The 26,130-nt window shown below is 67.1% G+C and carries 26 protein-coding genes; 7 read left to right on the top strand and 19 right to left on the bottom strand.

Features of this window, described 5'->3' with window-relative positions:
* Positions 1-61: 61 nt before the first annotated feature.
* Positions 62-1,015, top strand: coding sequence for a helix-turn-helix transcriptional regulator (locus tag DTA22_RS08885; RefSeq protein ID WP_112299220.1), 954 nt, complete (start codon positions 62-64; stop codon positions 1,013-1,015).
* Between the two features lie 7 nt (positions 1,016-1,022).
* Here DTA22_RS08885 and DTA22_RS08890 read toward each other — a convergent pair whose 3' ends face one another.
* The 3 genes from DTA22_RS08890 to DTA22_RS08905 all read right to left on the bottom strand — a co-directional run bounded on the left by DTA22_RS08890 (position 1,023) and on the right by DTA22_RS08905 (position 4,191).
* Positions 1,023-1,319 carry an MTH1187 family thiamine-binding protein gene (locus DTA22_RS08890; protein WP_112299221.1) on the bottom strand — a complete coding sequence of 99 codons (297 nt, stop codon included), beginning with the start codon at positions 1,317-1,319 and terminating at the stop codon, positions 1,023-1,025.
* A 990-nt stretch (positions 1,320-2,309) separates the two neighbouring features.
* The gene (locus DTA22_RS08900) at positions 2,310-3,503 is read right to left on the bottom strand and encodes a hemerythrin domain-containing protein (RefSeq protein ID WP_112299222.1); all 1,194 of its coding nucleotides are present in this window, start codon (positions 3,501-3,503) and stop codon (positions 2,310-2,312) included.
* Positions 3,504-3,531: 28 nt separating this feature from the next.
* Positions 3,532-4,191 (bottom strand): TetR/AcrR family transcriptional regulator, encoded by a 660-nt coding sequence (locus DTA22_RS08905; RefSeq protein WP_112299223.1) that lies wholly within the window; start codon positions 4,189-4,191, stop codon positions 3,532-3,534.
* 810 nt (positions 4,192-5,001) lie between these two features.
* Between DTA22_RS08905 and DTA22_RS08915 the strand changes: the two genes are divergently transcribed.
* Positions 5,002-5,727 carry a class I SAM-dependent methyltransferase gene (locus DTA22_RS08915; protein ID WP_112299225.1) on the top strand — a complete coding sequence of 242 codons (726 nt, stop codon included), beginning with the start codon at positions 5,002-5,004 and terminating at the stop codon, positions 5,725-5,727.
* On the opposite strand, the gene DTA22_RS08920 is transcribed toward DTA22_RS08915, so the two are convergent.
* Both DTA22_RS08920 and DTA22_RS08925 read right to left on the bottom strand, forming a co-directional pair.
* A complete protein-coding gene (locus tag DTA22_RS08920; protein ID WP_112299226.1) occupies positions 5,693-5,899 on the bottom strand; it encodes a hypothetical protein in 207 nt (68 codons plus the stop codon). The genes DTA22_RS08915 and DTA22_RS08920 overlap by 35 nt on opposite strands.
* Positions 5,900-6,196: 297 nt before the next feature.
* Positions 6,197-8,410: a serine/threonine-protein kinase gene (locus DTA22_RS08925; RefSeq protein ID WP_037232600.1), complete on the bottom strand. Its 2,214-nt coding sequence runs from the start codon at positions 8,408-8,410 to the stop codon at positions 6,197-6,199.
* Between the two features lie 324 nt (positions 8,411-8,734).
* Between DTA22_RS08925 and DTA22_RS08930 the strand changes: the two genes are divergently transcribed.
* Positions 8,735-10,090, top strand: a complete 1,356-nt coding sequence (locus tag DTA22_RS08930; RefSeq protein ID WP_112299227.1) for an MCE family protein — start codon at positions 8,735-8,737, stop codon at positions 10,088-10,090.
* Positions 10,091-10,130: 40 nt separating this feature from the next.
* On the opposite strand, the gene DTA22_RS08935 is transcribed toward DTA22_RS08930, so the two are convergent.
* The 4 genes from DTA22_RS08935 to DTA22_RS08945 all read right to left on the bottom strand — a co-directional run bounded on the left by DTA22_RS08935 (position 10,131) and on the right by DTA22_RS08945 (position 13,096).
* Entirely contained in the window at positions 10,131-10,754 is a 624-nt protein-coding gene (locus tag DTA22_RS08935; RefSeq protein ID WP_112299228.1) for a maleylpyruvate isomerase family mycothiol-dependent enzyme, read from the bottom strand.
* Positions 10,755-10,859: 105 nt separating this feature from the next.
* On the bottom strand, positions 10,860-11,315 hold the full coding sequence (locus DTA22_RS08940) for an SRPBCC family protein (RefSeq protein WP_081792388.1): 456 nt from the start codon (positions 11,313-11,315) through the stop codon (positions 10,860-10,862).
* A gap of 241 nt (positions 11,316-11,556) precedes the next feature.
* Complete coding sequence (locus tag DTA22_RS36245) at positions 11,557-11,703, bottom strand: hypothetical protein (protein ID WP_174233777.1); 147 nt, start codon at positions 11,701-11,703, stop codon at positions 11,557-11,559.
* Positions 11,704-11,794: 91 nt separating this feature from the next.
* Positions 11,795-13,096, bottom strand: a complete 1,302-nt coding sequence (locus DTA22_RS08945; protein ID WP_112299229.1) for an MFS transporter — start codon at positions 13,094-13,096, stop codon at positions 11,795-11,797.
* A gap of 11 nt (positions 13,097-13,107) precedes the next feature.
* Between DTA22_RS08945 and DTA22_RS08950 the strand changes: the two genes are divergently transcribed.
* Genes DTA22_RS08950 through DTA22_RS08960 form a run of 3 tightly spaced genes read left to right on the top strand, consistent with a single transcriptional unit; the run spans position 13,108 to position 15,234 of the window.
* The gene (locus DTA22_RS08950) at positions 13,108-14,022 is read left to right on the top strand and encodes a LysR family transcriptional regulator (RefSeq protein WP_112299230.1); all 915 of its coding nucleotides are present in this window, start codon (positions 13,108-13,110) and stop codon (positions 14,020-14,022) included.
* Positions 14,019-14,780 (top strand): 2-phosphosulfolactate phosphatase, encoded by a 762-nt coding sequence (locus DTA22_RS08955; RefSeq protein ID WP_112299231.1) that lies wholly within the window; start codon positions 14,019-14,021, stop codon positions 14,778-14,780. The genes DTA22_RS08950 and DTA22_RS08955 overlap by 4 nt, the downstream gene beginning before the upstream one ends.
* A gap of 10 nt (positions 14,781-14,790) precedes the next feature.
* Complete coding sequence (locus tag DTA22_RS08960) at positions 14,791-15,234, top strand: protein-tyrosine phosphatase family protein (protein ID WP_112299266.1); 444 nt, start codon at positions 14,791-14,793, stop codon at positions 15,232-15,234.
* A gap of 85 nt (positions 15,235-15,319) precedes the next feature.
* On the opposite strand, the gene DTA22_RS08965 is transcribed toward DTA22_RS08960, so the two are convergent.
* The 3 genes from DTA22_RS08965 to DTA22_RS08980 all read right to left on the bottom strand — a co-directional run bounded on the left by DTA22_RS08965 (position 15,320) and on the right by DTA22_RS08980 (position 19,260).
* The gene (locus DTA22_RS08965; protein WP_037232621.1) at positions 15,320-17,593 is read right to left on the bottom strand and encodes a polyribonucleotide nucleotidyltransferase; all 2,274 of its coding nucleotides are present in this window, start codon (positions 17,591-17,593) and stop codon (positions 15,320-15,322) included.
* 312 nt (positions 17,594-17,905) lie between these two features.
* Entirely contained in the window at positions 17,906-18,175 is a 270-nt protein-coding gene (gene rpsO / locus DTA22_RS08975; RefSeq protein ID WP_005240682.1) for a 30S ribosomal protein S15, read from the bottom strand.
* Positions 18,176-18,285: 110 nt separating this feature from the next.
* The gene (locus DTA22_RS08980) at positions 18,286-19,260 is read right to left on the bottom strand and encodes a bifunctional riboflavin kinase/FAD synthetase (protein WP_037232696.1); all 975 of its coding nucleotides are present in this window, start codon (positions 19,258-19,260) and stop codon (positions 18,286-18,288) included.
* Positions 19,261-19,436: 176 nt separating this feature from the next.
* On the opposite strand from DTA22_RS08980, the gene DTA22_RS08985 reads away from it, so the two are divergent.
* Positions 19,437-20,150, top strand: coding sequence for a metal-dependent transcriptional regulator (locus DTA22_RS08985; RefSeq protein WP_128970010.1), 714 nt, complete (start codon positions 19,437-19,439; stop codon positions 20,148-20,150).
* Positions 20,151-20,154: 4 nt separating this feature from the next.
* On the opposite strand, the gene truB is transcribed toward DTA22_RS08985, so the two are convergent.
* The 7 genes from truB to DTA22_RS09020 form a co-directional block, all read right to left on the bottom strand.
* Positions 20,155-21,072: a tRNA pseudouridine(55) synthase TruB gene (truB, locus tag DTA22_RS08990; RefSeq protein ID WP_037232628.1), complete on the bottom strand. Its 918-nt coding sequence runs from the start codon at positions 21,070-21,072 to the stop codon at positions 20,155-20,157.
* A gap of 38 nt (positions 21,073-21,110) precedes the next feature.
* Positions 21,111-21,794: a 4'-phosphopantetheinyl transferase Npt gene (npt, locus tag DTA22_RS08995; protein WP_112299234.1), complete on the bottom strand. Its 684-nt coding sequence runs from the start codon at positions 21,792-21,794 to the stop codon at positions 21,111-21,113.
* Positions 21,791-22,720: a metallophosphoesterase family protein gene (locus tag DTA22_RS09000; protein WP_037232634.1), complete on the bottom strand. Its 930-nt coding sequence runs from the start codon at positions 22,718-22,720 to the stop codon at positions 21,791-21,793. Before DTA22_RS09000 ends, npt begins: the two co-directional genes overlap by 4 nt.
* 1 nt (position 22,721) lies before the next feature.
* A complete protein-coding gene (locus DTA22_RS09005; protein WP_112299235.1) occupies positions 22,722-24,110 on the bottom strand; it encodes an MATE family efflux transporter in 1,389 nt (462 codons plus the stop codon).
* Between the two features lie 12 nt (positions 24,111-24,122).
* Positions 24,123-25,124 carry a DHH family phosphoesterase gene (locus DTA22_RS09010; protein WP_112299236.1) on the bottom strand — a complete coding sequence of 334 codons (1,002 nt, stop codon included), beginning with the start codon at positions 25,122-25,124 and terminating at the stop codon, positions 24,123-24,125.
* Positions 25,125-25,135: 11 nt separating this feature from the next.
* Entirely contained in the window at positions 25,136-25,624 is a 489-nt protein-coding gene (gene rbfA / locus DTA22_RS09015) for a 30S ribosome-binding factor RbfA (RefSeq protein ID WP_005240675.1), read from the bottom strand.
* Between the two features lie 114 nt (positions 25,625-25,738).
* Positions 25,739-26,029 (bottom strand): DUF503 domain-containing protein, encoded by a 291-nt coding sequence (locus tag DTA22_RS09020; RefSeq protein ID WP_005240674.1) that lies wholly within the window; start codon positions 26,027-26,029, stop codon positions 25,739-25,741.
* Between the last annotated feature and the right edge of the window lie 101 nt (positions 26,030-26,130).

The raw sequence follows: 26,130 nt of genomic DNA on the forward strand, positions 1-26,130 counted from the left end.
TCACCCATCCTCCGGTTCAAAGTGCTCACCAATTGAGCACTTTCCGGGGGAAACTGAGAACATGCGCGCTGACCGACTCGTCGCCACCCTCTTGCTGATGCAGTCCCGGGGTCGGGTGACCGCCGCCGAGGTGGCGGACGAACTGGAAGTATCCGTCGCGACCGCTCGCCGCGACCTGGAGGCGCTGTCCGCTGCGGGGATCCCGGTATACCCGCAGTCCGGGCGCGGCGGAGGGTGGTCGCTCGTGGGCGGCGCTCGCACCGACCTGAGCGGGTTGTCCGCGACCGAGGCGCAGGCCCTGTTCCTGCTGGTCGGCCCGGCGGCCGCCGTCTCGGGCGAGGCGAAGGCGGCGCTGCGGAAACTCGTCCGGGCGCTGCCGCAGACCTTCCGGGCCGATGCCGAGGCCGCCGCCAGCGCCACCATGATCGATCCCACCCGGTGGGGCGAGCGCGACCGCCGCAGGCCCGAGATGGTCGACGTGCTGCAGGCCGCCGTGATCCGGCGGCGGAAGGTTCGCCTGACCTACACGAACAGTTCCCGGCAACGGTCCGAGCGACTGGTCGACCCGTGGGGTCTCGTCGACAAGGACGACATCTGGTATCTCCTGGCCGGGACCGAACGGGGGCAGCGGACCTTCCGAGTCGACCGGATCGTCCACGCCGAATCGACGGAGCAGACCGCGGAGCGCCCCGACGACTTCACACTCGCCGCGGCATGGGACCAAGTGGTCGGCGAGGTGGAACAGCGGCGCTCGACGACCTGGGCGACGGTACTCATCGACGCCAGGTTCGTGCCGATCCTGCGCGATCACTTCGGGCGTCACTGCCACCCGCACGGTGAGGACGACGACGGTCGCGCCCGGGTGCGACTCGCCGCACCGACCCCGTTGGACATCGCCCGGAACCTCGCCGGCTGGGGGTCGACGGTCGAGGTGCTCGAACCGCGATCGGTCCGAGCCGAGCTCGCCCGGATCGGCACAGAACTCGCCCACAAGTACGCCGGCGAACAGGAATGACCGAACCTCAGTCGGTCAGGTAGCGCTCCACCGTCTCGACCTTCGCTCGCAGCTGATCGCTGCGACCCGGCCGGATATCCGCTTTGAGTACCAGACTGACCCGCGGAAACTGTTCCAGCAGAACGTCCGTCGCACGCTTCACGACGGCCATCACCTCGTCCCACTCACCCTCGACGGTGGTGAACATCGACGTGGTCTCATTGGACAGCCCGGATTCGCGGACCACCCGCACGGCCGAGGCGACCGCGGCACCGACACTGTCGGAGTCCCCGCCCATCGGGCTGACGCTGAATGCCACCAGCATGTGCTCTCCTTCTCCGGGGATCGATGACCACCATCGAATCACCTCGACCCACAGACACACGTCGGACGGCACCCATTGTCAGGGGGCGCCGTCCGCGAGCACGAACGTCTGGTTACCAAGCTGCATGGTTGCGCGGGGTGAAATGTGGCCTCGGCGTCAGACATCCCCCCGCCTGACGCAAGCCCACCGCGCTGAGCCCAGTTAGTGGGCCGTGCTTGTGCGTGGGTGCCTACAACTCGTGCTGGGCGCCACGGCCGAGAGGTGGAATCTTCTCTTCCGGTCCAACCTTGGTCTGCCGTGGATCCGTACCTCAGGTCTACCCCGCATTTCCGGATAAGGCAATGAACATGAGCGCGAACGCCTCCGATTCGCCGGGTGGCCGAGTTGCAAGGTCACCGACCCGGCCCGCTCGGCACGACAGACCTCACTGGTGAGGCGTACAAAGGAAAGACGCCCATAGGCTCGGCAGTGGCGAGACAAGCCGCCACCCGCGCGATCTGCGTTACGGGAAGAGCAATCTCCTCCCCTACACGCACAGAGAGGACTTCGCATGGGATTTCCGTGGGCATCACGGGCACGATCGGATGCGTACTGGGAGCAACAAGTCTCCAGCGAAGCGCGCGTCTCCGCCTGTGGCGAAGCGAAAGAATCCGCACCTGCCGACACACGCCCGACACTGGCCGACCACAGCCTGACTCACCGCAACCCTGACGCCCCACCTGCAGATCACAGCGAGTAGATTCGCCGGCCTCCGGAGACTTCGCTACCGGCGACTCCGCCAACTCGAATCGGTCAGCTTCATATTCGGCACAGCGGCAACTTCATTCAGTCCGGGATGTCCGAATGTTTCGTCACGAGTCTGCCGGCCACGCCGGCATGCGGCCCCGCGACCAGCAGCGGACAATGCCTCGGCATGCCGAGCGGACCGATCGACCACCGCCGGACCGATGATGCTGTGGCCGGAGGCGCGACCCTGTACGTGACAGAACACTAGGCCGTTCGGGGCAGGGGCGACCCTGTAGACGTGCCGGCGTGCGCCTGCCGCCGCAGCGCCTCCAGATTCTGCCGCATCTGCGGCCGCATATCCCGGTGCTGCGGCTGCAGGCGCGAGTAGAGCGCGAGCAGCGGGCGGTACGGCAGAACGTCGATCCGATACGAGTGCGTCACCCGGGTCCCGTCGCCGTCCGCTCTGAAGATGTACGACCAGGTGGTCGAGTCGTGGTACAGCGGGTTGCGCCGATCCGACACCGTCCGGAATTCGAACTTCCTGCCGGGATCCGCGGCGGTCACCTCGCACACCCGCGACCAGCGCATGTGATGTGCGCGGTTGTGCCCCCGGAATCGGGCGCCCACGGTCCCCGGCGACCGTCCCGGTAGCCACGCGCAGCCGCGGCACTCGGGGCTGCGTTCGCTGATGCGGGTGACATCGGCAACCACGTCGTACAGCTGCCCGGCCGGGACGTCGATCCACAGTTCTGCCGAGCCCTCGGTGCGGGGTCGCTGGTGGAGCCGCGGGCTGACGTCGAGGTCTGCGCCCCACCGGGCGGCGCACGCCCGCCGGTATGGTCGTTTGAACGTATGGATCAGCATGAACCGGGTGGCGGGACCGACTTTGCGAACGGTGACGTCGTAGTCTTCCCGGTCGACACCGTCGACAATCCAGTGAGCTTCGATCCCCAGCTCCCGCTTGGTCTTCGAGGCGATGAACACCTGCTGCTCCACGTCGTCCCACTGACGACGGGTCAGGGTGCGGGCGACCACCGGCATCATCTCGTCCTCTTCGCGCTGCAGATGCGGCAGCAGAACTTGTTCGAGAGCGGTGAGGGAATGCGAAAGGTCTTCTCGGGAAGCCGGATAGGCACGGTATTCGGTTGCCGCGGCGGTGACCCGCTCTATCTCGGGGCCGATTCGCGCATGGTCGGCGTCCATCGCGTCGAGCAGTGCTCCGGCGGCCGGGTTCAACTCACGGACCAGCGGCCACAGCCCACTGTCCTCGCCGCTGTGGTGCAGGTGCAGGAAATGCATCATCCACACGAGATGGTCGGCGAGGGCGACCCGCTGGGTCTGCGCGGGCGGCGGTGCCGTGCGCAGCACCTGCGCGGCGCGCACAATATCGCGGCGCAGCGCGCTGTGGACGATGCGCATGATTCGAGTGTCGGCGGGCGGCCGAGTGTCGGTTGTCATGACCTACTCCAGACAATGTGCCCGAATGTCACACCGGGCGGTCGAGGATCTCTTCGATGCGGTCGATCAGCCATGACTCGTAGCGGACGCGACTCCAACCGCATTCGTCCACGAGCAGGGCGTAGACCTGGTCGCCGGTCTGGACCCACAGTTCGTCGACCTGGCCAGGGTCGGCGTGATGGCCCGTGATCAGCTGTGCGACGTCGGCGACCGAGCGCCTGCGCTGCCCCTCCAGGTCGGCGGCCGCCGCTGCGAGCGTGGCATCCGCTGTCGCACCCTGGCGGATAGCGACGGCCAGGCGGTAGATGCGCTCGTTGATCCTGGCGATCATGCGCGCACCCATCTCGATGCGGTCGCCGGTCGTGCTCCCCGTACCGATCGCCGTGTAGACGGGCCGGTCGGCCAACGGCACCTGGGCATCATCGCCGACGATGGCGACCTCCAGCGCTGCCGTCAACAGGCGGGCCTTGGATCCGAACGTCGTGTAGACGGTTTCGACGGAAACCGCCGAGGCCCGAGCGACCTCCCTCATGCCGGTGCCGACCCACCCGTGCTCGGCGAACAACCGGGTGGCGGCCTCCAGTACGACCGCCCGCGTCTGAGCTGCCTGCATCCGACGCAGCGGAGAGCGGTACGGGCGGGTCCCAGATCCGCCCGGCTCCGCCGAGTCGTACTCGACCGTCGCCATACCCTCATTCTAGAACGCATGAGTTTTCAATACAACACTGTTCAAGGGATTTCCGGGAAGGCCCCTGCCAACCCGAACACGTTGAGAGAGAATCCCTTCCAGAACACCGCAAATTTCGGGGTCCCTCACACCATGCGCGCCAGGTGCCGATGACGCTGCACAACCGTGTAGGTCAACACGAGCCCGACGTGGACCGCGATCGCGGCCAGTAACGCGACCTGCGCAGCGACACGCACCGCAAGCCCGAACAGCTCGAACCCCGCAGTTCATAGTCCCCTCGCGGCGTCCACGACAGTCCGGCGCCGTCCCGGTAAGCCGACCGGACGCACAGGCGACGGTCGTCCGCGACAGTTCCGGACCAGAACCCCCGTATTCACATCAGCACGCCTGCCGACTTTAGGTGCGCACCACAAGTGCGGTCTGCATTTGCCGGGCACACGATTACGCCGATCTGCGCCAAGATCTCGCGCTGTGCGGGCTCTACCGCGACGCCGCCACAGCCCTCGGACGCACCATCGACGACGCCACCCCCACCCGGCAGGGATCCACCGACATGGGCAACGTCTCCCACCTCGTACCCGCGCTCCACCTCTCCCCCAGCAGTCTGTACCGGGCCTTCGCCGGCGAACAACTCGAATTCCGAGAATTCCTTCTCCTCGGGATTCTCCGACCCGCGCACTTCAGCCGCGCGTTCCGGACCCGATTCGGGTGCAGCCCGAGCGACAACCGCCACGCCTGGCCCGCTCGCCCTCACCGGGATACCGCGACGGTTGGTGTCCGACAGCAGCTCCGATCGGACATGATCAGGTCGTGGCAACCTTCAACGACTACGACACATACGCGTCGGCGTACGACGCCGACATCGAGGACAACGTGTACAACGCGTTGTACGAGCGACCCGCGACATTGGCGCTGGTCGGCGATGTCGCAGGCCGGAAAGTACTTGATGCGGGCTGCGGCAGCGGTGCGCTGTCGCAGGCACTCGCCGCCGCTGGTGCTGCCGTCACCGGCATCGATCTCAGCACCGGTCTGCTCGCGATCGCCCGAAGGCGCCTGGGTCCCGACGTGCCGCTGATCCGGGCGGATCTCAACCAGCAGTTGCCCATTCGGTCATCGGCCTTCGATGCCGTCGTCGCCTCGTTGGTGATGCACTACGTCCACGACTGGTCGAGACCGCTGACCGAGTTTCGCCGGGTACTCGTGCCAGGCGGGTACGTCGTCATCTCGACCCACCACCCGTTCGTGGACTTCAGGCTTGCCGGGCAGGGCGACTATCTCGGAACGTACGAGTTCACCGAGGAATGGGTGAAGTCCGGCGAGACTTTCCCCATGAAGTTCTGGCACAGGCCGTTGCACGCCATGTTCGACGCATTCACCGCAGCAGGATTCACCGTCGAACGCATTTCGGAGCCACGACCGGGTGCGGGGGTGCGCGATCGCTCCCCCGAACATTTCGAGCGGCTCAGCCGTGAGGCACCGTTCATCTTCTTCACCCTGCGCGTCAGGGAAGATGCATCAGCTTCCCGGCGAGGGTGAAGAGACGGCGGGCGAGCCTCACCACGGGCAGGCCCAGAGGAAGCAGGATGACCGTCACGCAGAGCACCCCACCGACGAGCCATACCACCGCCGCGACAATGCCCAGCACCGTGCCGAGGATGGCCGTGAGGATACCCAGCACCACGTCGAGCAGGCCCCGTAGTAATCGCATGACGACCTCCTGACCTCCTGGTTCCAGTCTGCGCGCCGACGGGCCGAAGCGCACCTCTGAAAGCCGCCCGTCAAGGGAGGGAATACGGCTGCACCGCGCATCGTTGACACACTCGACGGTGTTCGACCCAATGCCCCGGGTACCACATTGAAAATTGTCGCTTCGAGCGACCACTTGCCGAGAGGCGCACTGGCGGGCACCGTCACCCCCGACCGGGTCAGACCTACATTGCGTAGCGTGCCTGCGAAGGAAACGAAGCCGCTGACACCGTCAGGTGCCGGCGGCTTCTTGCGTGCGCTACACCACCCGCTCCAGCGCGCGCACGTCGGCATCGAGCTTCCGGTACAACCAGTACACGGCGACGAACGCGAGCCCGGAGGCCGCGCACAAGCCAAGGACCGAATCGCGCACGAGGGGAAGCTCCGCAGGCTCGAGGGTGCTGAATCCGGCCAGCACCCCGACGAGCGGCACGGATGCCGTCACCGCCAGGTAGATCGTCGTTCTTCGGCGCAGCCCACGAAGTACGACGGTGTCGTGCGCAGTCGTGACGCTGTGACGCAGATAGATGGGATAGACACAGCGAACGACGTAGAACGTCGACAGAAAGAATGTGTACGCAACGGAGATGGTGCCCGCGACAAGAACAGTCGTCGCCGCATGGACCATCAGCCGGGCCGGAAGGTCGGTGAACCAGCGAAGGAACATCACCCCGGCCACGGACGCGCAGACGGCGAACACGAACGTGTTCAGAGCACACATATCGCCCCAGACCAGTGTTCGCGACCGCACCCGCGCGAGGACGGCCTCGTCGTAGCGTCTGCCCTTGCGTAAGCCGCGGGGAACCGCGAGCAGATCGCGCGACATGTAGGCGTAGATGAGGACCGCCAGCGGCCAGGCACAGAGGTTGAAAACGATCGTGCTCGTGTAGAGCTTCGAGTAGGTGGCATCGGACAGGCGCTCGTTGAGCAGTTCCTGGAGGTGCACGGCCAGATAGATGGTGGCCAGGCCGATGCCGACCAGCGAGGACGACCACAGGATGGGGGTCGGCGATCGTGACAGTCGCGCCCGCCAACTGTTCGGAGGTGGATAGACCAGGTCGCGGGACCTCTCCTCGAGGCACAGGTCGAGCTGCTGAGCCAATTCCGAACCGGACGGGTAGCGATCTTCGCGGTCCGGCGACAGACACTTCAGGAGCACACGGCGCAACGCCATGGGGCAATCCGGCGGAAGCTCCGACAAGAATTTCGCGTCGACGGGACTTCGCCGAAGTTCGAGCATGCGGGCCAGCGACGTCTCCGACTCGCCGGCGGACGTTTCGTCCGCGAAGGGACGGCGTCCCGTGAGCAACTCCCACAGCATCACAGCGAGCGCGAAGATGTCGCTCCGCGTGTCGAGATCGGCGGCGGTCGCCGGCGAGCCCGGATGGCAGGCTTCGAGCTGTTCGGGCGACATGTACGCCAGCGACCCGCCGAAGTACGCCAGCGGGCTCGTGCCCTTGATGCGATTGCTGGCGCTGACGTTGAAGTCGGCCAACTTCGGAATTCCCTCGGCGCTCAGCAGCACGTTCGCGGGTTTGATGTCTCGATGCAGAACCCCCCGCTCGGATGCGTGCTGAAGCGCGTCCGCGAGTCGGCGGCCCAGCCAGGCGACAGTCTCCGGCCACGTCAGTGAGGCGGCACGTGTTCGAACAGCGGACTCGGTGGGCCGAACCTCACCCTTGGCGGCAAGGACGCCGTCGACGGCATCGAGCAGTAGTTGACCACTACGGTGTTCCGGCGGCGTCGAGCGCAGTAAGTGCACCACGTCGAGCAGCGTTCCCCCTGGTAGATACTGCATGTAGAGCAGCTTCAGCTCGCCGTCGGCGATCAGTCGCTGGTCGAAGATCCGCACGATGTATTCGTGGTCCAGTTGGGCGAGGGTCTGTGGCTCGATGCCGTGGTTGTGGGAAATCTTGACCGCGACCAGTCGTTGCATCGATTGTTGCCGAGCCAGATACACCTGGGCGAAGGCGCCGGACCCGATCCTCATCAGAAGGTCGAAATCGTCGACACGGTCGCCGACATCGATGTTGCCGAGAACAACTTGCGCCAATGGACGGGCAATCATCGTGCTGCAGTAGTCACTCGTCAGATCGTCGAGGTCGGGGCCACCCGCAGTGGTGGCCGCCTCAGCGGCCATGGTTGCCGTATCGACTCCGTGCGCACTTCGGCGCAGGGCGTGGAATTCCTCGTAGACCAGGTCGGCAGGAAGCGGACCCTCCTGCAACTCTGCGAACTCCGCACGGTATTCGGTCAGTCGTTTGGGGAAGCAGTGGCGAACCCAGCGGTATTCGAGGTCGATCTTGATCAGTTCGATCAGAATCGAACGCCGCTCCGCCGGTTCGCGGGGTAGGAACGCGGACAGGTCAGGCGGGGACCCGGACCCCCAAGCCTCTGAAAATCGTGCCACGACGGTGGCAAGCGCTGTGCGGGTTCGTTCGGCTGATTCGACCAGATCGGCCGGCTCGTACATCGGTAGCTCGGAGTGCAGCCCCGGGCGATCACACGCCGACTACGCGCGGTTCGGCCTTGTGTCGTTGTCGACCCACATTGTGTCCTTCCGCCGACTCTCCCCGCTCAAGGGTATCGCTCGGATACGAGCGCAGGGGCGGCATAAGCGCGGATCGGCCACGGCGGTAGGGACCGCCAAAGCCGAAGCCGACCGTCGAGTATTTGCCGGTACCTGCGCCGATGCAGCACGAGACCCACCCTGCGCGAGGCACGATAGATCGGGAGGTCGGCGCCGCTGACACGGATTTCAACGGCAACCACCGACGGCGATCGTGAGGGTGGTCGGATGAGCAACACGACATCTGTCGTGGGTCGACGGGTGCTGGGGCTGGTGTTCTTCCTCGTCCTCGCGCTGTTTTTGGCACTCTCCGTCGGCATGTTCGACAAGACCTTCACCAAGGTCGTCGAGGTCGACCTCGTCACGGACACCGCCGGACATGCCCTGCCGCCCGATGCCGACGTGAAGGTCCGGGGCCTCATCGTCGGCGAGGTGCGCTCCGCGTCCTCCGAGGAGGACGAGGTCACCCTGGCCCTCGCGATCCAGCCGGACAAGGCGGAGCTGATTCCGTCCAACGCGACGGCGCGGCTGCTGCCCAAGACGCTGTTCGGTGAGCGCTATGTGTCGCTGATCGTTCCGGAGGGCGACACCGCTCCGCCGATCCAGGCCGGCGACACGCTGCGTCAGGACAAGAGCGGCAACGCCGTCGAGGTCGGCGAGGTTCTGGACGGTCTGCTGCCGCTGCTGCAGGCGATTCCGCCGCAGGACCTGGCGAACACGCTCGGCGCGTTGTCCCAGGGACTGAGCGGCCGCGGCGCCGAACTCGGCCTGACACTCGACCGTCTCGAGGAGATCTTCGGCGGGCTGAACACCGAACTTCCTGCCATCCGGGAGGATCTGCGCGGACTCGCGGATTTCTCGCAGACGTATTCCGAGGCGGGGCCCGACCTCGTCGACGCCCTCGACAACCTGCGCGCCACCGGGAACACGGTCGTCGAGAAGCGAGGTGAGATCGCGCGACTGCTCGTGACGCTCACCGGAACGAGTTCGTCCACCGCGGACCTCCTGGAGACCAACGCCGAATCGATCGTCAGTATCGCCGCCGATTCGCGTGAGGCGCTGCAGCTCCTCGGCCGCTACTCGCCGAGCTTCGGTTGCACTCTGGCGGACTTCGTGAAGGCCGAACCGATAGCCCGAGAACTGCTCGCCCTCGACGATCCCTATCCAGGCGGTCGCGGTTCTGTTCAGTTCGTCAACCCGAAGGGTCGCTATCTGCCCAACCAGGACGAGCCGCGCCTGCTCGACAACCGCGGACCGGCTTGCTACGACAACGTCACCGCACCCGGCGGGAACTTTCCGCAATACCCGGGCGGATCGTTCAACGACGGCTCCTACCAGGTGCCCTCACGAAATCCCGGCCCCTCGACCATCGAATACCTCCCGGCGCCCGCCGGGGTCCCCGATCAGGTCCCGGGGTACGGAGCCGAGGTCACGCCCGCAAGTTACGCGGGTTCGAAGATGGAGCAGGACACGTTGGACGTCGTCTACGGCGAGGCCGGGGGCATGGCACCGGAGAACGTGCCGAGCTGGACGACACTCGTCGGCGCCCCGACCATGAGGGGAACCGAGGTGACCTTCAACTGAATACGTTCAGAGGGCCACCAGCCCCCCGTAGGCAAGATCGTCAGACTGTGGCAGCCAGCGCGGCGACTCCCGGTCCGTCGAGGTCGTCCAGTGCCACCCTCCGACCGGAGACGGCCAGGAGGAGCGAAAGGGCGGTGCCGCTCACCTCGGGACCGTCGCCGATCGATATGTCGGCGTCCGCTGCCGTCAGCCGGACACGGGCCACGATTTCTTTGGCGCCACCGAAGGACGCCGGGGTGCGTGTCTGGAGGCGCAGCGACCTGTCGACGGCTTCCGCCGGGTAGGAGCGGGTGAGTCCCAAGGGCCGACGGATGTCCTCCCCGTGAACGATCTCTTCGACGAGCCGGCTGTCGAGGGGCGCCGGAGGCGTCGAGGTGCGCGACGCCACCTGACGAAGCCGCTCCCACGTCTCCTGTGGTGAGGCGCCGCGCTCGCGCTCCACACCGCGTGCGTTCTGGCGGTCGAAGTCGAAACGGGCCCGGGCGAGGGCGACCACGAAACCGAGACGCGTCGTCCGAGCCGTGTCGACCAGGTGGGCGACCACGTCGTGCACGGTCCACTCGCCGCAGAGCGACGGCTCGTCCCACCGCGCGGCGTCGAGACTCCCGAGGTCGTCGATCAGCGCCGCACGCTCCGCGTGCACCATCGACCAGACATCTTCCACAGCTCGCTCCTTCGGTCGGCCACATCGTATGCACGGTAAGACTCGTCGAGACACGGAATCTCATCGCTGCTCGGGGAACGACCGAATGAGAGCCGACCCACATGGTCAGCTGTCGATGGTGAGCAGGTCTGCGAGGTTGTCCAGGCTTGCCTGCACCGTGCGTGAGTACGCCTTCGCGACTATCGGGTCAGCCAGCTTGCCGAAGATTCCTCCGAGGCCACTTTCGCTGTCGACCCGATAGGTGAACAGGGTGCCGCCGTCGATTTCTTCGAGCCTCGTCGTCGCGGTGAAGCCGACCTTGCTCTCCACCGACTTGGACGTGGCCACCTTCAACGGCTCGTACTCGACGAATTCGGTCACCCAGTCGAGGCGCCTACCCAGAATGCGGGTTACCCCGCGCCACCGGGTGCCCACCCCGAGTTCCCCGTCGGTGAGCTGCTCGCATTCAACGGTGGACGCCTCCCACGACGGCCAGTTCTCCGCGACGGTGACAAAACTCCACACTTCCGACGCAGGACGGGCGATGACGACGGACTGCTCGACAACCGGCATGGTGATCATCCTTCTGGTGATGGCTGGATCGGAGTCGACCTGCCTCGTCACGCTCCTCAGGCGATGTAGGGCCAGAAGACAGGAGACCGGTCTGTTTGATTTTCCCCTCTACGCGGGGTCGCTGTCACTGATGGTTAGCGCATCAAAGCGCTGGTAGCGGTGTAGACAAGCCGACGAAACGCCGGCGAAACCGGTGCTGGATCGATCCGCCGAGGAGCTGAGATAGGTCGAGACCCGACCGACTCGCCGGTCAAGGCTGCGGAGTGTCGCACGCTTCGGTGTCGCCGTCGAACGCGCACAGGCAATGCGGCTCCACTCCCCCGAACAGTGCGACCGCCAACCCCATTACGCCCACACCGCCGGCCAACACCGCACCGAGCATGAACACCTCAGTCATCCGACCGTCCCCCTTTTTCGTCCTGTTCCCATTACAGCAGGCCCCCATGCCGGCTCGGGCTCCGGCCTGCCGGAGAGTTCCCACTCCCGCTTCAGCAGGATTCGGTGGCGACGACGCGACGTGCGGTGGTCGACGGGAGCAGCGCGAGGAGGAGGGCCAGCGCCGTGAGCACGAGGACGAGGACGGCCACGGAGAGCCATTGTCCGCTCGCCCAGGCGATTCCTCCGACCCACCCGAACAGGCTGGATCCAGCGTAATAGGAGACGTTGTACAGCGCAGTCGCCTGTGCGCGACCGGTTTTCGCGTGGGCGCCGACCATACCGGATGCGACGGCGTGGCCGACGAAGAGTCCGGCGGTGATCGCGGCCACGCCGAGGAGGATCAGGACCAGCGGTCCGGCGACGCTCAGCATCGTCCCGCCGGCCATGCAGGTGCAGGCCAGCACGAGCACGGTTCGCTGACCGAACCGGCCGACCATCCAGGCGGCGGCGCGAGAGCCCGCGGTTCCGGCCAGGTACGCGAGAAAGATGAGCGACACCACCGTCGGCGCGAGATCGTAAGGAGCGGCCTCGAGGCGGAAGGGGAGGTAGTTGAACACGGCCACCATGCCACCGACGAGAAGCGCACCGATGCCGAACAATGCCAGCAGGCGGGTATCCCGTAGGTGGATGGCCAGGATCCCGGTGGACGGGACGGGTGAACGCCGGGCCCGTCCGGCGGGTAGCAGCGCGATCAGGATGGTCATCAGGATCGCCAGACCACCCCCGAGGATCGCCAGTGCCGGACGCCACCCGAGGTGGTCGGCGACCGGGACGACCAGAAGGCGACCGCTCAAACCACCCAAAGATGTTGCCGCAACGTAGGAACCGGCCAATCCTGCGGTCCGCGCCGGCGCCGCGACCTCATGGAGCAGTGTCATCGCCAGCGCCGGTAGTCCACCGAGCGCCACGCCCTGGACGAATCGTCCCGCCACCAGGGCGTCGAACGTCGGGAGCCAGGGGACGGCCACGGCGAGCAGTCCCGCGGTTGCCGCCGCGTACCGCATCGCGGTGGGGCGCCCCACTCGATCCGAGAACCGGGCCCACGGCAGAACCGACAACGCCAGCCCCAGCGTGGCCGCCGAGACCAGGAGAGACGCCTGCGCCGGACTCACGGACGCGTCGTTCCCGATCTGTGTGAGGAGCCCCTGCGGCGCGTACATCAAGGCAAAGGTCGCCACGCCGGCACACCACAGGGCCGCCGAGAGTCGGCGGTCCGGATTTCCCGTCGGCGGCGTGTTCTGCAGGGCAGCCGCGGCGCGGGCGTCCTTCTCCGTGAGGTGTGTGGCGGACATGACGTCGACGGTAGATCCGGCGAACTGATGAATCCAATGCAGAAGCGTCCGCCGACTCATACAGTTGAGTCATGAATAGCGAGTCCGTCAAGGCGCTGTTGCCGCATCTTCCCGTTCTCGTCGCCCTCGGCGAAGTCGAACATGTGACTGTCGCTGCTGCGATGCTCGGGATGCCCCAACCCACGGTCAGCCGGATAGTCCGCCGACTCGAGAAGCAACTCGGCACCCCGCTCCTGGAACCCGACGGCCGCGGCGTGCGACTGACGGATGCCGGCCGGACACTGGTGCCCTACGCGCAACGCGCACTCGGGGCCGTGGTGGACGGCCTCGACGCCGTGCAGTCCGAAGACCGACTGGCGCGGGCCACCGTTCGCGTCGCCTTTCAGATGTCGCTCGGCGAGCACCTCGTGCCCGAGTTGATTCGCACCGTCCGCGCGACGGATCCGACGATCCGGTTCGTCCTCAGCCAGGGCGCGCGCCGCACATGCCTCGACACCCTCCTCAACCGTGAGGCCGATATCGCGCTCGTCTCTCGTCTCACCCCACCGCCGGAGGGCCTGACGGTCACGCCGCTGTTCGAACAGCCGCTCGTCGTCCTGGTGCCCTCCGAGCACCCGCGAGCCGCCTCGATCTCGACGACGATCCGTGACCTTGCCTCCGAGCCGATCGTCACTCTCAAGCCGGGCTACGGGCTCCGGGGATCCCTCGACGACCTGTTCGCGCGAGCCGGCGCCCTTCCCACGATCGCGTTCGAAGGAGAGGACCTGCACACCGTGCACGGCCTGGTCGCATCGGGCTTGGGCGTGGGCATCGTGCCGGCCACCGACACTCCCCCGCCCGGGTGCGCGCAGATTCGCCTCGACGACCCCCGAGCGTTCCGCGACATCGGTGCCGCGCGCCTGTCCGGTCCCCCGGGGGCCGCGGTCACCACGGTTATCGCTGCCCTCAGAACCCTCACGTCGTCGGAAAGCAGGGAGACGACGTGAATCGCGAACATCTCCAGCTCGATTACGGCCTCCGCTTCGACTGGGGGCTGCCGGGAGCGAAAGCCATCGGCGCCGCTGCCGACGTCGCGGTCGTGGTGGACGTCCTGTCGTTCACCACCACCCTCACCGTTGCGGTCGACGCCGGCATCGACGTCCTGCCCTACCGGTGGAACGACGAGTCCGCAGAACGCTACGCCCGGGATTCGGATGCCGTCCTCGCCGTCGGCCGCAGCCAGTCGGCGAAAGGGCAGATCAGCTTGTCGCCGAATACGATTCGGCGGACCGCGGCGCCGCGCAGATTGGTACTTCCCTCGCCGAACGGTTCGACCATCAGCTTCGAACTCGGCGCAGGAACCGGCGTGTGCGTCGGAGCGTCCTTACGGAATGCGACCGCGGTCGCCGGCTGGATCGCCCGGTACTGCACATCGACGTCGGTGGTGTCGGTGATCGCCGCCGGGGAAAAGTGGCCGGGCGGCGAACTACGGCCGGCGGTCGAGGATCTGTGGGGCGCGGGCGCCGTGCTGTCCGCTCTGGCGGCGAACGGTTGGGGCGCAGACGCTTCGCCGGAAGCCCTGTCGGCCATGACCGCCTGGCGTGGGGTCGCGCACTCCCTCCCGCAGTCCCTGGAGGCGTGTGCGTCGGGACGGGAGTTGCGTGCCTCGGGATATCCGGAGGACGTCGCAATCGCCGCGGAGGTGGACCGGAGCACCGCCGTCCCGGTCCTCGAAGATCGGGCCTTCCGTACGGCTTCGCAATAGAGTGAGCGCCATGTTCGATACCTGGGACGCCGATGCTCCTGGAGTCCTGCGCCTGCCGTCCGGGCGCCTGGTCCGCGGCCGCGGGCTGAAACGACCACTTCCCGACGGTCCCCTCCCCGATTTCGCCGTCTACCTGCTGGGGCGAACGTCGCCGCCGGTGCAGTGGGATTCACGATGGGTCCGCTGGCCCGATTTCGCGTTGCCGCGAGATCGTGACGACACACTCGATGCGCTGGGTGAGGTGTGGCGCCGTGCCGCGACGGAGCGGGTGGAGGTGGCGTGCGGGGGCGGTCGCGGCCGGACGGGCACAGCCCTCGCCTGCATCGCCGTGCTCGACGGGGTCCCGGCGCAGGACGCCGTCGCGTACGTCCGGCAGCACTACCACCATCACGCGGTCGAGACGCCGTGGCAGCGGCGGTATGTCGGGCGGTTCACCGCGGCACCGACCTCCTGACCCTCCACCGACACCGGACCCGAAGACACCGGCGGCCCCGCACGAGAATTCGTGCGGGGCCGCCGGCGTGATGACCGGGAGAAGGCTACTTCTCGGCAGCCGCCTCTTCGCTCTGCTCGGCCGGAGCCGCAGCGCCGTCTTCTTCGACGGGGATCAGCGAGATCTTGCCGCGGTTGTCGATGTCGGCGATCTCGACACGCAACTTCGAGCCGACGCTCACGACGTCCTCGACCTTCGCAATGCGCTTGCCACTGCCCAGCTTCGAGATGTGCACCAATCCGTCGCGGCCGGGGAGGAGCGACACGAACGCGCCGAAGGCGGTGGTCTTGACGACCGTGCCCAGGAAGCGCTCGCCGACCTTCGGCAGCTGCGGGTTGGCGATGGCGTTGATCATGTCGATCGCGGCCTGCGCGGACGGGCCGTCCGTCGCACCGACGAACACGGTGCCGTCATCTTCGATGGAGATGTTGGCGCCGGTCTGCTCGGTGATGGAGTTGATCATCTTGCCCTTGGGGCCGATGACCTCACCGATCTTGTCGACGGGGACCTTGATGGCCGTGACGCGCGGAGCGAACGGGCTCATCTCGTCGGGGGTGTCGATGGCCTCGGCCATGACCTCGAGGATCGTCGCACGCGCATCCTTGGCCTGCGACAGCGCGCCGGCGAGGACCTTGGACGGGATGCCGTCGAGCTTCGTGTCGAGCTGCAGGGCCGTGACGAAGTCCTTCGTGCCCGCGACCTTGAAGTCCATGTCGCCGAACGCGTCCTCGGCACCGAGGATGTCGGTGAGCGCGACGTAACGGGTCTCACCGTCGACCTGGTCGGAGACGAGGCCCATGGCGATACCGGCGACCGGAGCCTTCAACGGCACACCGGCGTTGAGCAGTGCGAGCGTCGACGCGCACACGGAGCCCATCGAGGTGGAACCGTTGGAGCTGAGTGCCTCCGAGACCTGACGGATGGCGTACGGGAACTCCTCGACACTCGGCAGCACGGGCATGAGTGCCCGCTCCGCCAGCGCGCCGTGACCGATCTCGCGGCGCTTCGGCGAACCGACGCGTCCCGTCTCACCGGTGGAGTACGGCGGGAAGTTGTAGTGGTGCATGTACCGCTTGGTCGTCTCGGGTCCGAGCGAATCGACCTGCTGCGCCATCTTGACCATGTCGAGGGTGGTGACACCCAGGATCTGGGTCTCGCCGCGCTCGAAGAGCGCGGAACCGTGTGCACGCGGAACGATGGCGACCTCGGCCGACAGCGAACGGATGTCCGTGATGCCACGGCCGTCGATGCGGAACTGGTCGCGCAGGATGCGCTGACGGACCAGCTTCTTCGTCAGCGAGCGGAACGCCGCGCCCAGTTCCTTCTCGCGACCCTCGAAGTTCGGGGCGACCTGCTCGAGGACCTCGACCTTGACCTCGTCGGTCTTGTCGTCGCGCTCCTGCTTGCCCGCGATGGTCAGTGCTGCGCTGAGCTTCTCCGCTGCGGCGGCCTCGACGGCGGCGAACACGTCGTCCTGGTACGCCGGGAAGACGGGGAAGTCACCGGTGGGCTTGGAGGCCTTGGCCGCGAGCTGCTGCTGCGCGGTGCAGAGGCGGGCGATGAACGGCTTGGCTGCTTCGAGGCCCTCGGCCACGATCGACTCGGTGGGAGCCTGCGCGCCACCGTCGATCAGGGAGATCACGTTGTCGGTGGCCTCGGCCTCGACCATCATGATCGCGACGTCGGCGTCGTCACCGCTGCCGGAGACGATGCGGCCGGCGACGACCATGTCGAAGACGGCGTTCTCGAGCTGCTCGACGGTGGGGAATGCAACCCACTGGCCGGCCTTGTTCTCGTCCGAGGTGATGAGCGCGACACGCACACCGCCGACGGGTCCGGAGAACGGCAGTCCGGCGATCTGGGTGGAGGCGGACGCGGCGTTGATCGCGACCACGTCGTACAGGTCCTGCGGGTTCAGGCTCATCACCGTGACGACGACCTGGATCTCGTTGCGCAGACCGTCGACGAACGACGGGCGCAGCGGGCGGTCGATCAGGCGGCAGGTCAGGATCGCGTCCGTGGAGGGACGGCCCTCACGACGGAAGAACGAGCCGGGGATACGGCCCGCTGCGTACATGCGCTCCTCGACGTCCACCGTCAGGGGGAAGAAGTCGAAGTGCTCCTTGGGGTGCTTGCTGGCGCTCGTCGCGGACAGCAGCATCGTCTCGTCGTCCAGGTAGGCGACGACGGCGCCGGCGGCCTGCTGTGCGAGGCGACCGGTCTCGAAACGAATGGTGCGGGTTCCGAAGGACCCGTTGTCGATCACGGCGGTGGATTCGAACACGCCCTCATCGACCTCTACTGCGGAATTCTCTGTCATCTCTTCTTTTCACTTCCCTCTCGTCTTCGCCGTACCCGCGGGGGCGTTCTCACCCTCCTGGCGAGAACTGCGCACCTGAGGAACATCCCCCTCTCGAGTTCTCGGGATGTCACTGTGCGGAGGCGGCCGTCGATCGAAGTCCCCCGGACCGTGTCCGGAAGACCACTACCGAAGACCGACACCACATTCTCGGGTGCATACGGTAGTGCTGCCCTCGGCAGCTAACGCCGATAGCCAGCGAGGCCCAGTCTAAGCAAGGCCCCGCCGGCTACCGGAGTGATTTGCGATCGAAATGACCGCTGTGTACGAAACTCAGCGACGCAGGCCGAGACGCTCGATCAGCGAGCGGTAACGCTCGATGTCGACCTTCTGGACGTACTTGAGCAGACGACGACGGCGTCCGACCAGCAGCAGGAGGCCGCGGCGGGAGTGGTGGTCGTGCTTGTGCATCTTGAGGTGTTCGGTGAGATCGACGATGCGCTTGGTGAGCATGGCCACCTGCGCCTCCGGCGAACCGGTGTCGGTCTCGTGCAGGCCGTACTCGCTCAGAACCTGCTTCTTCTCTTCGGTGGTCAATGCCACTGGTTCACTCCTGGTGATGACGTTCGCGTGCAAGGATCGAAACTCGGCGCGGCCGCCACGAACCGCAGCGCACGCCAGCGGTCCACTTTACCAGCTGAAATGGGACGGCTTTACCGCACGTCCTCCGACGCCGCCAGGATCGCGCGCGCACGCTCGGCGTCCTTGCCCATCGCGACGATCAGGTCGTCGACCGAATCGAATTTTTCCATCCCGCGGAGGCGCTCCACCAGATCGACGGCCACGTGCTGGCCGTACAGGTCGGCTTCCCGGTCGAGCACGAAGGCCTCCACGGTGCGCGTCCGCCCCGAGAACGTGGGGTTGGTGCCCACCGAGACGGCGGCCATGTACCGCTCGCCGGAGGTGACCGTGCCCAGGTCGACTCCGTGCCCGAGCACGGTGAACCAGGCGGCGTACACGCCGTCCGCGGGAATCGCGGCATACATGGGCGGCGCGACGTTCGCGGTCGGATAGCCGAGCTGCCGTCCACGACCGTCGCCGTGGACGACGACACCCTCGACGCGGTGCGGGCGGCCGAGGGCCTCCGTCGCGGCGGCCATGTCGCCGGCGTCCACGCACGAACGGATGTAGGTGGACGAGAACGTGACCGCATGCTCTGCGAGCAACGTCACACCGTCGACCGCGAACCCGAACCGGTCGCCGATCTGACGCAGCAGGTCGACGTTGCCCGCCGCCTTCTTGCCGAACGTGAAGTTCTCACCGACGACGACCTCCGCCACGTGCAGGCGCTCCACGAGAATCTCGTGGGCGTACCGCTCCGGGGTCAGCTTCATGAATTCGGCGGTGAACGGCATGACGCAGAACACGTCGATGCCCAGCTCCTCCGCGAGCTCCGCCCGGCGGGCGAGCGTCGTGAGCTGGGCGGGATGACTGCCCGGACGAACCACTTCCATCGGATGAGGATCGAAAGTCATGAGCACGCTGGGTATTCCACGCGTGCGGGCAGCCGCCACCGCTCGACTGATCAGTTGGGCGTGACCTCGGTGCACGCCATCGAATACGCCGATCGTGAGAACACAACGACCCCAGTCGGCAGGAACCTCGTCGAGACCACGCCATCTCAGCACGAGTGGCAGCCTACGGTGCCGCGCGCCGATGTTCATCTCCGGACCGGGTGTCCGGCCGCCCCGCTCGCCGGGGAAGCGCCACGACCTCGCGGTTCGCGGTCGCCCGGGCAGTCTCCCGACGACGGATCAGGTGTGTCGATGTGTCTCGCCGGTAAGACTTGCCTAAGCTCGTTGGCGTGGCCGTGAACAAGAATGACCAGAGCGTGACCGAGGACTCGACCTCCGAGACCGGGGCTCTCTCGGCAGTGGCGCAGGACTACCTCAAGGTCATCTGGACCGTTCAGGAGTGGTCGCAGGAGCGGGTGTCCACGAAATTGCTCTCCGAGAAGATCGGGGTGTCGGCGTCGACCGTGTCGGAGGCCATTCGGAAACTGTCCGACCAGGGCCTCGTCGATCACGCCCGCTACGGGTCCATCGCGCTCACCGAGGCGGGGCGCGTCGCCGCCGTCGGTATGGTCCGCAGGCACCGCCTCATCGAGACGTATCTGGTGCACGAACTGGGATACGGCTGGGACGAGGTGCACGACGAGGCGGAGGTCCTCGAACACGCCGTCTCGGATCTGATGATCTCCCGGATGGACGCGAAGCTCGGCCATCCCGAGCGCGATCCGCACGGCGATCCGATTCCCGCGGTCGACGGCTCGGTGCCCACTCCCCCGGCACGTCAGCTCAGCGACTTCGTCAACGGCGAGAGCGGACGCATCGCCCGGATCTCGGACTCCGACCCGGCGATGCTGCGGTACTTCGACTCGGTCGGTGTGGCACTGGACGTTACGGTCACGGTGCTGGAGCGACGCGACTACGCCGGAACCGTGTCGGTCCGGCTCGGCACGCACGAGGACTCCATCGAGCTCGGAAACCCCGCAGCCCAGGCCATCTGGCTGGTGTGAACCGCTACCTCAGGGTCGCGGGGCGGACCACCATCACGGAGCTTGCCCGCCGTCCCCGCTCCTGGAGCAGCGCGATCGTGTGCCCACTCGGATCGATGGCGGCGTAGACCCCCTTGATTCCGATCGGCTCGAGCCACCTGCCCTGACTGATCGATTCGGCCTCGTCCGCGTCGATCTGCCGGTGCGGGAACGCGGTCTGCGCGGCGGCGTCGATGTCGAGACTGACACCCGGTTCCTCGGCCAGCTGCTCCAGCGTCCGCGCGTGCTCGAGCGTGAACGGTCCCACCCGGGTCCGACGCAGCGAAGTGAGGTGCCCGCCGACGCCGATCAGCGCGATCCCCAGATCACGCGCGAGCGCCCGGACGTACGTGCCGGAGGAACATTCCACCTCGACGTCGAGGTCGACGAACGTGCCCTCGGTGCGCCTCCCGATCACCTCGAACCGAGACACCGTGACCGAACGGGGAGCGAGTTCGAACTCCTCGCCCGCACGGATCAGTGCGTGCGCCCGCCGGCCGTCCACCTTGATGGCGCTGACGCTCGACGGGATCTGCTGGATGTCGCCGGTGAGGGTGTGCACCTGCGCGGCGATCTCGTCGTCCGTCACGCCGGACGCATCGGCGGACGCGACGACCTCGCCCTCGGCGTCGTCGGTGGTGGTGGCCTGACCCAGCCGGATCGTGGCCGTGTACGCCTTGGTGGTCAGAGCGAGGAGCCCCAGCAGCTTCGTCGCCCGCTCCACACCGAGCACCAGCACCCCGGTGGCCATCGGGTCGAGAGTGCCCGCGTGCCCGACCTTCCGGGTGCCGAGCAGCTTGCGGCACCGGGCCACCACGTCGTGGCTGGTGACGCCCGCGTCCTTATCGACGATGAGCAGTCCGGCGCCGACGAGACCGGAAGAGGGCTTTTCACGTGCAGACACGAGGTCCGATTCTGCCAGCCGTCGTCACCGCACCGAAATCAGTGCACCGCAATGGCGGTGATGATCAGACCGTCGGACACCATCCACCGTCCGTCGAACGACGCCAGTGGTGGGCCGTCGACGGTCTCTCCGGAGATGAGGAGATCCGAATGGAACGTGCCCGTGCCGTCCCCGGACGCCTCGAACGTGATGTGCGCGTCCTCGAACCCGAGCCACCGGGCCGTGAGCGGGAACCACGCCTTGTACGTGGCTTCCTTGGCGCAGAACAGCAGCCTGTCCCGGTGCACCGGCCCGCCGGTGGCGGAGCGCCACTGCCCGGAGTCCGCCGCGCCCGACAGCCAGTCGCGTTCGGCGGGCAGGCTCACCGCATCCAGCACACCGTCCGGCAGCGCCTCGTGCGGTTCCGCGTCGATCCCCACGGACCGCACCTGCATGGCGTAGCCGAGCACCGCGCCGCGGTAGCCGTCGCAGTGCGTGAGGCTCCCGACCACGCCGCGCGGCCACACGGGGGAACCCTTGTCGCCCCGCAGAACAGGGGCCGGGTCCACGCCCAGCTTCGTCATCGCCAGACGGGCGCAGTGCCGTGCGGTGGTGAATTCGCGCCGCCGCTTCTCCACCGCCCTGCCGATCAGCGCCTCCTCCTGCGGGTGCGGACGCAGGCCCGGCGGATCCTCGAACAGTTCCGAGGACACCACTCCGGCAGGCAGAATTCTCTCGATCACAGGGCCCCCCTCGCCCGCATCTTCTCCACTTCGGCTTCCTGTTCGGGAGTGACCTTGAAGTGGCCTCCCCACTTGTTCAGTGTTCCCGGCGGGTACTCCGGCACCGGGAGGATCTGCCGCAGGAGCCGGTCCGGGAGTCCCCGCCGCTGCCACTCCCGCGGGTAGCCCAGCGACACCTCTTCGAACCGCACCCCGTCGTAGTAGGTGGTCCGCGGAATGTGCAGATGCCCGTACACGGCGCAGACGGCGTTGTACCGGGTGTGCCAGTCCGCGGTCAGTTCGGTGCCGCACCAGAGGGAGAACTCCGGGTACCACAGCACCTGCGTCGGTTGACGCACCAACGGGAAGTGGTTGATCAGGACGGTGCGGGTGCCTGCGGGCAGGGCGTCCAACCGGGCCTTCGTCGTCTCGACGCGGTTGCGACACCACGCATCCCGGGTTCCGTACGGTTCACTCGACAGCAGGAACTCGTCCGTGGCCACCACGTTCTTCTCGCGCGCGATCGCGAGACCTTCCTCCTTGGTGGTGGCGCCGTCGGGCAGGAACGTGTAGTCGTACAGCAGGAACATCGGGACCAGCGTGATCGGGCCGTCCTCTGCCTCCCACACCGGGAACGGGTCCTCGGGGGTGATGACGCCGATCTCGCGGCACATGGTGACCAGGTAGTCGTAGCGGGCGGCGCCGTGGATCTGCACCGGATCCTTCGCCGTCGTCCACAGTTCGTGGTTGCCGGGAACCCAGATGACCTCGGCGAAACGACTGCGCAGGAGTTTCAGCGCCCATCGGATGTCGTCGGTCTTCTCGGAGACGTCGCCCGCGACGATCAGCCAGTCTTCGGGCGAGTCGGGATAGATGTCCTCGGCGATCGGGCGGTTTCCCCGGTGCCCCACATGGATGTCGCTCACCGCCATCAGTTTGGGTGCCACGTCAACCACCTTTCCGATCGTGTTCCGCCGCGGGATCGCTGTCCGATTCGTGCCGTGTCTGCAGGTCGGCCCCGACCACTGCCCAGCGGCCCGTGCCCACGCGCCATACGACCGCGAGCATCCGAAGAATTATGAACACCGTGAGTCCCGTCCAGATTCCCGCCAGGCCCCAGTCGCGCAGCATCGACAGCCAGATCAGTGGCAGAAATCCGACCAACGCGCAGGACAGCGTGGCATTCCGGAGGAAGGCGACGTCGCCGGCCCCGAGCAGTACTCCGTCGAGGGCGAACACCACTCCGGCGACCGGCATGATCGCGACGAAGAACCACCAGGCCACCGCCATCTCGTCGAGTACGGCCTTATCGGAGGTGAACAGTTCGGGGATCACCCCGTGGCCGAGGGCGAAGATCAGGGCGAGCCCTGTGGCGAAGATCGTGGACCACCGGGTGATGCGCCACGACAGTCGCGTGGCGCCCTTGGCATGTCCGGCGCCCAGCGCGGCACCGACCAGCGCCTGTGCGGCGATGGCCAGGGAGTCGAGGGTGAGTGCGACGAGGTTCCACAGCTGCAGCACCACCTGGTGGGCGGCGACCGCGGCGGCACCGAACCGGGACGCGACGGCGGCCGCTGAGAGGAAGCACGCCTGGAAGGCCAGGCTCCGCAGGATCAGGTCCCGGCCGAGCACCATCTGGGCGCGCATGACGTGCCACCGCGGACGCAACGGCACCCGCTCCACCACCAGCGCTCCGATGAACAGGCTCGCGGACACCGCCTGCCCGATCACGTTCGCGACCGCCGAACCCTCGAGTTCCAGCCGCGGCGCACCCCACAATCCGTGCACCAGAACTGGGCAGGCCACGGCCGACACGACGAGACCGGCGATCACGAACCGCAGCGGTCGAACCGTGTTCTGCACACCGCGCATCCACCCGTTGCCCGCCATCGCGACGAGGATGAGCGGGGCCCCGAACACCGCGATCCGCAGCCAGCTCTCGGCGGCCGCCGCGATGTCGGAGCCGCCCGAGATCGCCGACGTGACCGGACGCGCGAACAGGTGGGCCAGCGCGATCACGAGCGCGCCGATACCCAAGGCCAGCCACGTGGCCTGCACGCCCTCCCGGACCGCACCACGCTCGTCGCCGGCCCCGTGCATACGGGACGCGCGCGCCGTGGTGCCGTAGGACAGGAACGTCAGCTGTGTGCTGACCTGGGCGAGGATGAGACCGCCGACCGCAAGGCCCGCGAGCGCCAGTGCGCCCAGCCGACCGACGACGGCGATGTCGAAGAGCAGATAGATCGGTTCGGCAGCGAGCACGCCCAGCGCGGGCAGCGCCAGCCCGAACACCGTCCGGGCGGTCGCGTCGCCCGTGACTTCCGAGACGTCAGCCAATGATTTCGGACCTCAGCCGAGCGATTCGACGAGCATGGTCACGATCTCGTCGGCAGAGTCCTCGGCCGTGTAGCCGGCGGCGAACCGATGACCGCCGCCGCCGAGGTACCCGGCGATCACCGACACGTCCACGTCGGACTTCGATCGCAGCGACACCGACCACGTGCCGTCCACGGCCTCCTTGAGGACCGCGGCGACCTCGGCCTCGGACGTCGTCCGGACGATGTCGATGACGCTTTCGATCTCCTCCGAGCGGAGGTCTCCGATGTAGGCCTGCCGGATCACGGCGTACACCAGTCCACGCCCTCCCGCTGCGTCGGGGACGAGAGTCGCCGATCCGAGCACCGAGGACAGCATGGGCAGCCAGCCGAACGGGTGTGTGTCGAGCAGGCGCCGCGCGATGCGGGCTCCGTCGATTCCGGTGGCGAGCAGCCTCTCGGCGAGAGTGTGGGTGCCGGGCTGCACCCAGCGGAACGAACCGGTGTCGGTCACGAGTCCCGCGTACAGGCAGTGCGCCAGATCGGCGTCGATCTCCACACCCCACAGGTCGAACATCTGCGCCACGACAGCGGTCGTCGACTCCGCGGACTCGTCGATCACGTTCATGCGACCGAAGCGGGTGTTGGACCGGTGGTGATCGATGACGAGGGTCTCCCCCGCGTTCGCGAGCCGATCGGCGAGCTTCCCGAGACGCCCGGCACTGCCGCAGTCGACGGTCACGAGCAGGTCGACGTTGCGGCGCACCTGATCCGCAGGCACCAGCAGGTGGGTGCCCGGCAGTTCACGCATCGACTCCGGCAGTTCGTCGGGCGCGCCGAACGCGACCTGCACCGGAATCCCCTTGCGCTCGAGCACCAACGCCAGGGCCAGTCCACTGCCGATCGTGTCGGCATCGGGTTGGACGTGACACAGAATCGTCACCGACGTCGCGTTCTCGAGAACGGCGACCGCCTGCGGCAGAAACACCTCGTGACGATCGAGATCAGACAGGGACGTCTCCTGAGTGTGGGTCATGTCGGTTCGTGTCAGTCCGCCTGGCGGGAACCGGAGGGCTCGTCGACTTCGGCGTCGTCCGCGTCCTCGGCTCGGGGCTCCTTGTACGGGTCGGGATCGCCGGCCGGGGACGCACCGGCCGCGACACGCGCGACCTCGTCGTCGGCGGCGCGAGCACGGGCGAGGAGTTCCTCCATGTGCCGTGCCGTGTCGGGGACCGTGTCCGCGACGAACGTCAGCGTCGGCGTGAACCGGACTCCGGTGCCTGCGCCCACCTTCGAGCGCAGAACGCCCTTCGCCTTCTCCAGCCCTGCGGCTGCGGAGGCGAGGTCCGGTTCGGACTCGAGGTCGGCGCCCATCACGGTGTAGTACACGGTGGCGTCGTGGAGGTCGGCCGTCACCTTGGTATCGGTGATCGTGACGAACGCCAGGCGAGGGTCTTTGATTTCGTGGTCGATCGCCGTTGCGACGATCGTGCCGATGCGCTTGGCGAGTTTGCGTGCCCGGGCGGGATCCACCATGACAATCAGACTCCTCTCCCTGGCCGCTGAATAAGTTGTGAAGTTGCGTGTGTAGCTGTATTTCATTCTGCACGCCGGGCCGCCGACGCGGCCGGGCGGGCAGGGCACTCCGAGTCAGTCCTCGGGGCCGAAAATCCTTCGCCGGACCGCAAGGAGTTGCAGTTCCGGCAGCTCGGCGACGTGCCGTTCGCACGTGTCGAGTACCTCGTGTACGTGATCGACCGCCGAACTCGCCATCGTGACGCCGAGCATCGACCGGCGATACCGATCCTGTTCGCCGGTCTCGGCGGCCGAGACGCCGTAGCGTCGCAGCTCCGCCAGTACCGGTTTGACCATTGCACGCTTCTCTTTCAGAGATCGCACGTCACCGAGCAAGATGTCGAGCTCGAGCGCACCGACGTACAAACTTTCCTCCTTCGGGGAGACGTGCGCTCCCCCGGCCGATCGACTCGGCCGGAGAAGCGCACGCCGGATGACGCTGCTACGTCACCCCAAACGGATGGCGA

Source organism: Rhodococcus wratislaviensis (genome assembly GCF_900455735.1).
Taxonomy (GTDB): Bacteria; Actinomycetota; Actinomycetes; order Mycobacteriales; family Mycobacteriaceae; genus Rhodococcus_F; species Rhodococcus_F wratislaviensis.